Here is an 11,859-nt window from a genome sequence, read left to right as displayed (position 1 = left end):
CCGACATGACCGTCATCCCGGAAGTCCAGCAGGCGCCGGCGGACGTCGTCGGGCGGCGCGAGGCCCCGCGCGCCGAGGCGTACCGCGCGCGGGGCGCGGGCACCCGGCCGGTGCTCGCCCCGGGGCGGCCCGCGCTGCGGGCGCCCGACCCGGACGAGGCGCCCGGCGCCGCCCCCGACGCGCCGGTCGGCAGGCCGTGATGGGCACCCGGACGGCGTACCGCACCTGCCCGCTCTGCGAGACCTCCTGCGGGCTGCGCCTCACCCTCGACGCCGACGACCGCGTCACCTCCGTCACCGGCGACGCCGACGACCCGTTCTCGCGGGGCTACCTCTGCCCGAAGGGGGCCAGCATCGGCCGCCTGGACGAGGATCCGGACCGGCTCCCCGGCCCGGTGGTCCGCGACGGGGACTCCTGGCGTGCCGTCGACTGGGACGAGGCCTTCGCCGAGGTGGCCCGGGGCATCGAAAGGGTCGTCGCCGAGCACGGCCGCGAGGCGCTGGCGCTCTACTTCGGCAACCCCACCTTCCACACGATGGCCGGGATCCTCTACCGCGGGCCGCTGGGCCAGGCGCTGGGCACCCGCAACATCTTCTCCGCGAGCACCGTGGACCAGATGCCCAAGCACGTCGCGTGCGGCCTCATGATGGGCGATCCGTGGGCGGTGGCGGTGCCCGACCTCGACCGGACCGAGCACCTGCTGATCATCGGCGCCAACCCGGCCGTCTCCAACGGGTCGCTCTGCGTCGCGCCCGACTTCGCGGGCCGGCTCGCGGAGCTGCGCCGCCGCGGCGGCCGGGTCGTCGTGATCGATCCGCGCCGCACCCGTACGGCCGAACTCGCCGACGAGCACGTCTTCGTCCGCCCCGGCAGCGACCCGGCGCTGCTGTTCGCGATGGTGCACACGCTGCTGGCGGAGGGGCTCACCTCGATCGGCGTGCCGGTCGCCGGCCTGGCCCGGCTGCGGGAGCTGGCGGCCCCGTTCACCCCCGAGGCGGTGGCGGCGTTCTGCGGTGTCGAGGCGGCGGTCGTCCGCCGGTTGGCGCGGCAGCTGGCCGCCGCCCCGACGGCGGCCGTGTACGCCCGGATCGGCACCTGCACCGCCGAGTTCGGCACGCTCGCGCAGTGGCTGGTCGACGTGCTGAACGTGCTGACCGGGAACTTCGACCGGCCGGGCGGGGTGATGTTCGCCCGGCCCGCCACGGCCGAGGTGCACAAGAGCCCCGAGCCGTTCGTCTCCGGCCGCTGGCACAGCCGGGTACGCGGGCTGCCGGAGACGCTCGGCGAGTTCCCGGCGGCCACCATGGTCGACGAGATCGAGCAGCCGGGGGCGGGTCGGATCAGGGCCCTGGTCACCGTCGCGGGCAACCCGGTGCTCTCCACCCCCGACGGCGGGCGCCTCGACAAGGCGCTGGCCGGCCTCGACTTCATGGTCGCCGTGGACCCGTACGTCAACGAGACCACCCGGCACGCGAACGTGATCCTGCCGCCGCCGCGGATCCTGCAGATGCCGCACTACGACTTCCTCATCTCGACCATCCAGGTGCGCAACTACGCCCGCTACTCCCCGGCGGTGCTGCCGCTGGAGCCGGGGCAGCGCTCCGAGGCGGAGATCCTGGAGCGACTGACGCTGATCGCCATGGGCCTGGGCGCGGAGGCCGACCCGTCCGCCCTGCCCGAGCAGATGCTCTCGGCGATGCTCGGTGCGGCGGTCACCATCCCCGGCACGCCCCTGACCGGTGCCGATCCGGCCGCCCTGCGCGCCGGCCTCAACGGCGAGGACGGCCCGGACCTGCTGCTCGACGCGATGCTGCGGATGGGCCCGTACGGGCTCGACCGGGCCGCGCTGCTGAAGCAGCCCAACGGCATCGACCTGGGGCCGCTCGAGCCCCGGCTGACCGAGATCGTGCGCACCCCGTCCGGTCGGGTCGAACTGGCACCCGAGCCGCTGGGCGACGACACCGCCCGGCTGCGCGCGGCGATGGAACGTCCGCCGGCGCCGATGGTGCTGATCGGCCGCCGGCACCTGCGTTCCAACAACAGCTGGATGCACAACGTGCCGAGGCTGGTCGGCGGCAGCAACCGCTGCACCCTGCAGATCCATCCGGAGGACGTGGCCCGGCTCGGCCTGGGCGACCGGGCCCGGGTCAGCTCGGCCTCCGGCGAACTGGTCGTCGAGCTGGAGCCGACCGACACGATCATGCCCGGTGTGGTGAGCCTGCCGCACGGCTGGGGGCACGGCGGGACGCCGCAGCGGGTGGCCGCCGCGCACGCCGGCGTGAACGCCAACGAGTTGACCGGCGGGATGCTGGACGTGCCGTCGGGCAACGCCGTCTTCAACGGGGTACCGGTCACCGTGGCGCCGGCTCCGGACGGAGGCCGGCAACCGGTGGGATGAGCCCCCGTCGTGTTCGTCGAGACCCTCGGGCCTCCCACCGCCGGGCCGCGCACGCGGCCCGGCGGTGGGCCGTCCCGGGCAGCCTGGCGCTCGACGCACCGGCGCCGGGCTACGGGCCCCGACCCCTCGCCGTCCTGAGCGGTGCGCAGCCGGCCGGTCTCCCGCGCCACCGGGAGTACGAGGTCGGTACCGGGGGCGTCGCCCCGCGGCACCGCCGAATTCGGTCACGGCCCTGCCGCCGACCCCGGTGCCGGGCCGCGCCGACCCACCGACGGCCCCGTGGGCACGGTGGCCGTGGCGCGCCCGGTGCGGGGGTGGGACGGGGGCCGGACGAGGGCCGCCGTTGAGCATCGCAGGAGATGTGTGGCCGCTCGGGCCGATGGGACGCTCTTCCCATGACCCTCACCGCGAACGCCGTTGACCTGGGGATCACCCCGGCCACGCTGATCGAGCGGGCCACCGCCATGGCGCCGGAGCTGATCGCCCGGCAGCAGGAGACCGAGGACCGAACCTACTACGCCGAGGACACCCACCGGGCGTTCCGGGACGCCGGCTTCTACCGCGTCACGGTGCCGAAGCGCTTCGGCGGCTACGAGTTCGACTTCGAGGTGTTCCTGCGGATCGCCCAGATCCTCACCCGTGCCTGTCCGTCGACCGGCTGGATGTACTGCCTCGGCGCGGCGCACTCGCTGGTCGCCGGCACGCTCTTCGACGAACAGGCGCAGGCCGACATGTTCGCCGGCGGCGACTTCATCGCGCCAGCCCCGATCGCCCCGGGCGGCACGGCACGTCGCGACCCGGACGGCGGCTGGATCCTCGACGGCACCTGGCGGTACTGCTCCGGGGCGCCGTACGCCACCCACCTGATCGGCCACGCGCTGGTCGACGACGGTGACGGCGGCCCGCCGCAGCCGCTGCTCTTCGTCGCGCCGCGCGACCGGTGGGAGATGCTCGACGACTGGGGCGGCCAGCTCGGCCTCAAGGGCAGCGGCTCGCAAAGCATCCGGATGAGCGGGGCGCGCATCCCGGAGTACTTCGGCCGCCTCGGGGTGCACCTCGGCGAGGTCTCGGTGACCGGTGGCACGCCCGGGCGTGACCTGCACGAGAACGCCCAGTACGGCGGCGCGCCGGGCAGCTCGATGGGCCTGGAGGGTGCGGTCATCGCGCTCGGCATGGCGCAGGGTGCGCTCGACGCGTACACCGAGCTGATGTTCTCCCAGAAGACGATGTTCCCGCCGTTCCCGGCGCGCGTGCAGGACCCCGACTACCAGCTCTGGTACGGCCGGGCCAGCGGCCTGATCGACACCGCCGAGACCACCGTCTTCGCCGCGGCCCGCCGCTGGCACGAGCTGTGCGCCCGGCCCGCCGAGGAGTTCACCCTGGAGGAGGACCTGCGGCTCGCGCTGATCTGCCGGGAGGCGGCCCAGCTCTGCTGGCGCGCGGTCGAGGAGATCCTCCAGCCGACCGCCGGCAGCGCCGCCATCCGCGCCGGTACACGGCTCGAACGGGTCTGGCGGGACCTGTCCACCATGCACACCCACAACGCCTTCGCCGTGGCGATGACCACGGCGATCCCGCGGCTGTTCACCCAGGCGCGTCTCGGAGGGGGAGCGCGGTGACCGGCCCGCTGACCGGCGACGAGTACGTCGAGAGCCTGCGCGACGACCGGGAGGTCCTCCTCTACGGCGAGCGGGTCAAGGACGTCACCACGCACCCGGCCTTCCGCAACCCCGTCCGGATGACCGCCCGGCTCTACGACGCGCTGCACGACCCGGCGAACCGCGAGGTGCTGACGGCGCCCACCGACACCGGCTCGGGCGGATTCACGCATCCGTTCTACCGCACCCCGCACACGGTCGAGGACATGGTCGCCGACCAGCGGGCGATCGCGGCCTGGGCCCGGATGAGCTACGGCTGGATGGGGCGCAGCCCCGACTACAAGGCGTCGTTCCTGGGCACCCTCGGTGCCAACGCCGACTTCTACGCCCCCTACAGCGACAACGCGGAGCGCTGGTACCGCGAGTCGCAGGAGAAGGTGCTCTTCTGGAACCACGCCATCGTGCACCCGCCGGTCGACCGCAACCGCGCCCCGGACCAGGTCGCGGACGTCTACATCCGGGTGGAACGCGAGACCGACGCCGGGCTGATCGTCAGCGGGGCGAAGGTGGTGGCCACCGGATCGGCGCTGAGCCACTACAACTTCATCGCGCACTTCGGCCTGCCCATCCGCAAGAAGGAGTTCGCACTGATCGCCACCGTGCCGATGGGCGCGGCCGGGGTGAAGCTGATCTGCCGGCCGTCCTACGGCGCGACCGCCGCGGCGATGGGCAGCCCGTTCGACTACCCGCTCTCGTCGCGCCTCGACGAGAACGACACCATCCTCATCCTGGACAAGGTCCTGGTGCCGTGGGAGAACGTCTTCGTCTACGGCGACCTCGGCAAGGTGCAGATGTTCGCCGGCCAGTCCGGTTTCGCCGAGCGGTTCACGTTCCACGGCTGCACCCGGCTGGCCGTCAAGCTCGAATTCATCGCCGGGCTGCTGGTCAGGGCCCTCGAACTGACCGGCACCAAGGACTTCCGCGGGGTGCAGAGCCGGGTCGGTGAGGTGCTCGCCTGGCGGAACCTCTTCTGGGGCCTCTCGGACGCCGCCGCCCGCAATCCGGTGGCCTGGAAGAACGGCGCGCTGCTGCCCAACCCGCAGTACGGCATGGCCTACCGGTGGTTCATGCAGATCGGCTACCCGCGGGTCAAGGAGATAATCCAACAGGACGTGGCCAGCGGGCTGATCTACGTGAACTCCGGCGTGGAGGACTTCCGCAACCCCGAGATCCGGCCCTACCTCGACCGGTTCCTGCGTGGCTCGGACGGTTCCACGGCCGAGCAGCGGGTCAAGGTGATGAAGCTGCTCTGGGACGCCACCGGCACCGAGTTCGGCGGTCGGCACGAGCTCTACGAGCGCAACTACGCCGGCAATCACGAGAACACCCGGGTCGAGCTGCTGCACGCCCAGACCGCGTCCGGGCAGATCGCCGCCTACAAGGCCTTCGCCGAGCAGTGCCTCAGCGAGTACGACCTGGACGGCTGGACGGTGGGGGACCTGTGGTCACCGGAGCGCTCCCGGACCGCCACGCTGCACCAGGGCTGACCGCGACGCCTCCAGATCCGCCTCGGCACGGCGGCCAGGAGCACCGGCGACGGCGGCCCACGCGGCCGCCTGCTCCGCCTGCTCCGCCTGCTCCGCCGGCGCCGAGCGGCCGACGACGGTGGGGCTGGTCGACGTGGCCGACGAGCACCGGCGCGGCCGGGCGCTGGGCCCGGTCGGCCCCGGCGACCGCCTGGTGCCCGCGCCCGGCAACTCGCGGCGTGCCCGTTGCGGCAGGGGCCGCACGCGTGAAGAGGACCGGCCCGGTGCACGCGGACCAGACTTCTTCAGAGTCCGTCCCCAGTGGAGGTTTCCGCCATGACCGCCGCCAGCCCGCCCCCGCCCGGCGCCCCGGTGCACGTCCTCGTCCGGCACCGCGCCGAGCTGGCCCCGGAGGCCACCGCCGTGTGCTGGAGCACCGGCCCGGTCACCGCCCGCGACCTCGACCGGCGGGCCGCCCGGATCGCCGCCGCCCTGCACGGGCTCGCCGGCCGGCCCGTCGCCGTACGGGTGCCCGCGGGCCCCGACCGCTACGCGGCCCTGCTCGGCGTGCTGCGCGCCGGCGCCCATCTGGTCTGGTCCGGCACCGCCGCGGCCGGCGAGCGCGGCCGGGCGATCCTCGACGACGTACGCCCGGCGGCGGTGCTGACCGGGGGCACCGACGACGAACTCGTCGCCTGGTACGCCGAGCGCACCGGCGCGCCGCTGCTGGATGTGACCGCCCTGCCGGACGCCGACCCGGCCGAGGCGGCCGTCCCGGCGGACGGGTGGGCGTACGTCGCGCACACCTCCGGCTCCACCGGCCGGCCGAAGGGGGTGCCGCACACGCACGCCGCGCTGACCCAGTTCAGCACCTGGTTCGCCGCCGAGTTCGGGCTCGCCCCGGGCGTACGGGTGGCGCAGTGGGTGGCCCCGGAGCACGACCCGGCGCTGTGTGAGACGTTCGCGACGCTGGTGGCCGGTGCGCAGCTCTGCCCGGTGCCGGAGGCGGTCCGTGTGCACCCCGGCCGGCTGCTCGACTGGCTGGCGGCGGAGCGGATCGACGTCCTGCAGACCGTGCCCAGCTTCGCCCGTGAGCTGCTGCGGGAGAGCGCCGGCGCGTCCCGGCCGCCGCTGACGCTGCGGCGGCTGCTGCTGATGGGCGAGGCCGTCCCCGAGGACCTGGTCCGGGGCCTGCACGCGGCGGCCCCGGAGCTGGAGCTGGTGAACCTCTACGGACCGACCGAGACGGTGGCCGCGACCTGGCACCGGATCGCGCGGACCGGCTCGGGGCCGGTCCCCATCGGGCGGCCCATCCCCGGCAGGGAGGTGTTGCTGCTCGACGAACTCGATCGGGAGTGCCCGCCCGGCGAGGTGGGTGAGCTGGTCGTCCGCAGCCCGTACGTGACCCCCGGCTACCTCGGCACCGGCCGCGACCACCCGGCGTTCCGGGCCGTGCCGGGTCATGGCCCGGGACCCTGGTACCGCACCGGCGACCTCGGCCTGCGCCGGCCCGACGGGCTGCTGGAGTTCCGCGGCCGCCGCGACCAGCAGGTGAAGATCCAGGGGCACCGGCTCGAACTGGCCGAGGTGGAGGCGGCGCTGCTCGGGCACCACTCGGTCGCCGAGTGCGCGGTGCAGGCGGTCGCCGGCGCCGACGGCATCGTCACCGGGCTGGTCGCGTACGTCGTGCCCCGCGAGGAGCCGTCCGCCTCGCAGTGGCGGGCGCACGTGCGGCGGCGGTTCGGCCACGTGCTGCTGCCGATGACCTTCCGGGTCATACCGGGGGCGCTGCCCCGTAACGAGACCGGCAAGGTGGACACCCGCCGCCTGGCCGAGCTCGGTCAGGCGCCGGCGCGCCCGGCCCGGGGCTGAGCATTGCGGAAGATGCGTCGTCTCCGGCCCAGCTGCCAGAGTCGACACGCAGGCCGGTGTGGAACCGCCGGCAATCCCACGCACGAGAAGCGATGGCCCGGCGGGTTGCGGGTCCTCTGCCGTGCTGCCCTGAGGAGGATCGATGGAGACAGTCACCACGCCGTCGCGCACCGAGCTGGTGGGCCGCGCCACCGAGCTCGGCAACCTGCTGCGCGCCAACGCGCAGGCGTCGGAGGAGCGCCGGCAGCTCACCGACGAGACCCTCGCCGCGCTCTCCGGCTCCGGCCTGCTGCGCATGCGGGTGCCGCTGCGCCACGGCGGCTACGAGTCGGACATGCGTACGGTCACCGAGGTGGTGGCCGAGCTCGCGCGCGGCGACGGCTCGGCCGGCTGGACCGCGGCGGTGTGGCTGATCAGCAGCTGGATGACGGGACTCTTCCCGGACTCGGTGCGCGACGAGGTCTTCGAGGATCCGGACGTGCGGATCAGCGGCATCCTCAGCCCGAGCGCCGTGGCGGTGCCCACCGACGGCGGTTACCACCTCAACGGCAAGTGGGCGTTCAACACCGGCGCCCAGCAGAGCGCCTGGAACGTCAACGCCGCCGTCCGGCCCACCCCCGACGGGCAGTACGAGCCGGTCATGGTGCTGATCCCGATGAGCGACCTGCAGGTCGTCGACGACTGGCACACCGTCGGGATGCGCGGCTCCGGCAGCGTCACGACCGTCGCCGAGAACGTCTTCGTGCCGGCGCAGCGGGTGCTGCCGATGGGCCCGGTGATCGTCGGTGCGCACCCGCTCCAGCAGGACCCGGGCTCGCCGATGTGGCGTTCGCCGTTCATGCCGATCGCCTGCACCACGGTCGGCGCGGTCGCGTACGGCCTGGCGGAGGGCGCCAGGGACGCGTTCCTGGAGCGGCTGCCCGGCCGCAAGATCACCTACACCGACTACGCGGAGCAGAGCGCCGCGCCGCTGACCCACCTTCAGGTGGCGGACGCGACCGTGCGGGTGGACGAGGCGCGGTTCCACGTCATGCGTACCGCCGACAGCATCGACTCGAAGGCGGCCAGCGGCGACGCCTGGACCCTGGAGGAGCGCGCCCGGGCCCGACTGGACCTCGGCGCCGTCTGCCTGCGGGCCAAGGAGGCGGCCGACGTGCTGGCCGGCGCCAGCGGCGGCACCTCCCTGTACAACGACGTGCCGATCCAGCGCATCGAGCGCGACATCAAGGCACTGAACCTGCACGCCATCATGCACCCGGACACCAACTTCGAGCTCTACGGGCGGCTGGCCTGCGGCCTGCCCCCGAACACCCAGTACATCTGACCTGCTCCCCGGCCGTCGTCCACCGAGCGCCGCCGAAGCTGCTCGCAGCGGGCACCGCGCGGCTCGCGCGCCGACCCGCGCGGTGCCCCCCGAACGGGGAGGACAGGGCTTGCCAAGGGCCCTGTCCTCCCCGTTCGGGGGGCGTTCGCGTGGGCGGCGGACGTGGGCCGTGACGGCGCCTCTCACCTGTGGGGGAGGCTCACCGCCGCACCCGCCCCTCCGCCGTGCGGACACCTCCGACCGCGCCCCTCGGCGCCGGACCGGCAGTTCAGCGGGCCAGGGCCCGCTCCCGGGCGCGCCGCAGCGAGCCCTCCCGGCTGTCGAGCAGCGCGATCAGGACCGGCGGGTCGAGCTTGGAGACCGGCAACAGCTGCGGGTCGAGCCGGTAGGTGCGGTTGCCGTACACCGTGATCGGCCCGGCGGTGGCGACCGCCACGTCCTCGTGCCTCAGCTCCAGCGGGTGCCCCGACACCGCGTGACAGAGGACGTGCCAGGTGCCGTTGGGGATGCCGGTGAAGCGGTAGGGCCCCGGCTCGTCGAGGACGGTGCAGTTGACCGGCGTGCCCTCGGGGATGCGGTGCGGGAAGACGCCCATGAAGATCGGCCCGCGGGGGGCGGTGCCGCGGACCGTGCCGGTGATGGTGTTGGCCAGCGTCGGGCGGGGGCGGGTGAACATCACCGGGGCGAGACCGCCGAGCCGGCGGAAGGCGGTCGGGGAGAGCCCGACGCTCCTGGTGAACCGGGTGCTGAAGGTGCCGACGCTGTTGTAGCCGACACGGACGCTGATGTCGGCGACCGTCAGGTCGGTGCTGGTCAGCAGCCGCTTCGCCGCCTGGAGCCGCACGGCCGACAGGAAACGCGCCGGCGAAATGCCGGTGAATCGCTGGAAGACGCGGGTGAAGTGAAACTTGCTGAGCAGCGCGATGCGGGCCATGTCCTCGACGCTCAATTCCTCGGAGGGATTAGCAACCATCGCGTCGATGACTCTTTCCACAGATTCCTGCACGCTCAGGTGCATGCGATTCTCCCCCGTTAAAGGACGAGCGCCGGGACGCCGAGGTCGGCGGAGTGGGCATCCAGGTGCCGCAGCAATGAGAGAGTAGTCAGGGGGAGGGCCGGTGGTCAATGCGCGTGGTGACGGCGGCGATACCATGACGGACCGCCGGCGCGTTCTCCGATAATGCGGAGAGTGGTGGCCTCAACCCGCATCAACCGGACACCAGAGGAGCAATCGCTGCCTGCCGCGCGGTGGCGCTGGGAAAGCGTCAGATTTGGTTGCGCCGCGCGTGGCATCGGCGGTACCAGGCGTTATTCGCCGTCGCCGGCCGGATTTGTCGTCGATTCCGCGGCGGTTGGCGCGTCCATTCGATGGCCGGCTGGACCACCTATTGAGGGCCGTCGAGGTGGCGGTCCCGGTGCGGTGCCGGGTCGGCCGGACGGGCGCGGATTTCGGCCGAGCGGGCTCCGCCCGAGAGAAAACGGCCATCTCTGCCGGAGCCCCGCCGCGTCCAATCGGGGTAGACGGCTACGAATGGCCGGGCGGGCGGCTCGATTCGTACGCCCGTCCGGGTGACCCGGTCCGTCCGTGTGCCGCCGTCGGGCGCCGGGGGCGGCACGGCCTGCCGGTTGGCCTGTCTCGGGGGTCTTGGCCCCGGCCGGGGATCGCGCGGCGGCGGACGGCAGGGCCGCCCCGGGCCGCCGCGCGATCAGGCCTCCGCCGGCGCGCGGGCGTCGGGCGTTCAGCGCTGGCGCACGAGTGCCGGCTGTCGGGCCTGGCCGCCGGTGCGGTGCCGCAGCGCGCCCACGAGCACCCGCAGCAGGGTCGCGGGCCGCATCAGGGCCTGCGGCTGGTCGACCATCCCGGCGGCGCGCATGTACGCGGTGGTCACCTTCGCGTCCTGGGTCGCCGCCGCCTGCACCAGGGCGAGGTAGCGCTGTAGGAACCGGACCTTCAGGGGGCGGTGCCCCGGCACGCCGGGGAAGCCGAGGTCGACGGTGGTCGTCATGTCCCACGGCGCGTCGATGACGTTGCGGGCCAGGTCCCGGAAGTACGCCGCGGGATCCGGCTCCGCGTCCCGGCGCAGGTGCCGGCGCAGCGTCAGGGCCGACAGCGCGGCCACCGTCATGCCCTGTGCGTACACCGGGTTGAAGCTGGTCACCGCGTCACCGGTGACGACCAGGCCGGCCGGCAGGCGGGACATCCGCTCGTACCGCCGACGCAGGGTGACCGGGTAGTGGAAGGCCACGGGCTCGTCGATGGGCCGGGCGCCGCGCAGCGCCTCGTGGATGTCCGGCACGGAGAGCGACTTGACGAAGCCGTAGAAGCCCTCCTGGTCGGTCGGCGGGTGGTCGCCGAGCAGGCCGTAGACGGTCAGCTCCACCTTGCCGTGGTCGGTCTGGGTGAAGATCGCGCCGCGCGGGGAGTCCGGGAAGGCCACCGGGATGAAGGCGAGGTCGCCCTCCCACGGGTCGTCGTCCATCTCGTAGTGCTGGGTGACGTAGCCAAGGTTGATCTTGATGCGGTCCTCGGGCACCCGGGGGTAGCCGAACTTCTCCAGCATCGCGGGGGTCCGCGAGCCCCGCCCGGTGGCGTCGACCACCAGGTCGGCCTCGATGACCTCCTCGCCGCCGTCGCCCTCCAGGTGGCGCACCCGCGCCCCGGTGACCCGCGTGCGGTCGTCGGTGGTGACCAGGTCCACGATGTCGCAGCGTTCGACGAACCGCACCTCCGGCAGCTGCTCGACCCGCTCCCGCAGGTGCCGCTCCATCAGCGGCGCGGTCGCCGGCACGGCGGTGTAGCCGATGTCCTCGCGCCGCAGCGGCTGGCCGTTGAAGAACCAGCGCACCGAGCCGGCGTAGTCGCCGGTGGGGCAGCCGTCGGCGACCAGCTCCTTGATGAACCCGGGGAAGAGTTCCTCGGTCACCTGGAGTCCGCGTACGTGCATGGCGTTGATCTGCCGGCCCTGCGGTCGGCCGCGCCGCGGCCCGGTCTCGCCGACCAGGCGGTCCCGGTCCACGATCAGGACCTCGTCGTACTGCTCGGACAGCACCCGCGCGGCGAAAAGTCCGCCGTAGCTGCCACCGAGGACCAGCGCCCGGCGTGCTCTCTCACTCATCGTTGGTCGACCTTCCTCGCGGTGC

Annotated in this window: 8 protein-coding genes; 6 read left to right on the top strand and 2 right to left on the bottom strand. The window is 73.6% G+C overall.

What is annotated here, in order from left to right; all coding sequences use genetic code 11:
• Positions 1–5: 5 nt before the first annotated feature.
• From V6V16_RS10095 to V6V16_RS10070, 6 genes are all read left to right on the top strand, one after another.
• Positions 6–200 carry a hypothetical protein gene (locus V6V16_RS10095; RefSeq protein WP_334561615.1) on the top strand — a complete coding sequence of 65 codons (195 nt, stop codon included), beginning with the start codon at positions 6–8 and terminating at the stop codon, positions 198–200.
• Positions 200–2,398: a molybdopterin-dependent oxidoreductase gene (locus V6V16_RS10090; RefSeq protein WP_334561614.1), complete on the top strand. Its 2,199-nt coding sequence runs from the start codon at positions 200–202 to the stop codon at positions 2,396–2,398. The genes V6V16_RS10095 and V6V16_RS10090 overlap by 1 nt, the downstream gene beginning before the upstream one ends.
• 395 nt (positions 2,399–2,793) lie before the next feature.
• Positions 2,794–4,017, top strand: a complete 1,224-nt coding sequence (locus V6V16_RS10085) for an acyl-CoA dehydrogenase family protein (protein ID WP_334561613.1) — start codon at positions 2,794–2,796, stop codon at positions 4,015–4,017.
• The gene (locus tag V6V16_RS10080; protein ID WP_334561612.1) at positions 4,014–5,543 is read left to right on the top strand and encodes a 4-hydroxyphenylacetate 3-hydroxylase family protein; all 1,530 of its coding nucleotides are present in this window, start codon (positions 4,014–4,016) and stop codon (positions 5,541–5,543) included. Before V6V16_RS10085 ends, V6V16_RS10080 begins: the two co-directional genes overlap by 4 nt.
• A 315-nt stretch (positions 5,544–5,858) precedes the next feature.
• Positions 5,859–7,394, top strand: a complete 1,536-nt coding sequence (locus V6V16_RS10075; protein WP_334561611.1) for an amino acid adenylation domain-containing protein — start codon at positions 5,859–5,861, stop codon at positions 7,392–7,394.
• Between the two features lie 142 nt (positions 7,395–7,536).
• A complete protein-coding gene (locus V6V16_RS10070) occupies positions 7,537–8,718 on the top strand; it encodes an acyl-CoA dehydrogenase (protein ID WP_334561610.1) in 1,182 nt (393 codons plus the stop codon).
• Between the two features lie 268 nt (positions 8,719–8,986).
• Here the strand turns inward: V6V16_RS10070 and V6V16_RS10065 are convergent, their stop codons facing one another.
• Positions 8,987–9,691: a helix-turn-helix transcriptional regulator gene (locus V6V16_RS10065; protein WP_334561608.1), complete on the bottom strand. Its 705-nt coding sequence runs from the start codon at positions 9,689–9,691 to the stop codon at positions 8,987–8,989.
• A gap of 766 nt (positions 9,692–10,457) precedes the next feature.
• Positions 10,458–11,834, bottom strand: a complete 1,377-nt coding sequence (locus tag V6V16_RS10060; RefSeq protein ID WP_334561606.1) for an FAD-dependent oxidoreductase — start codon at positions 11,832–11,834, stop codon at positions 10,458–10,460.
• Positions 11,835–11,859 lie beyond the last annotated feature (25 nt).

Source organism: Micromonospora sp. CPCC 205561, assembly GCF_036906775.1.
Taxonomy (GTDB): Bacteria; Actinomycetota; Actinomycetes; order Mycobacteriales; family Micromonosporaceae; genus Micromonospora.
The sequence above is the reverse complement of the archived record's forward strand: the minus strand, read 5'-3'. Positions and strand labels throughout refer to the sequence as shown.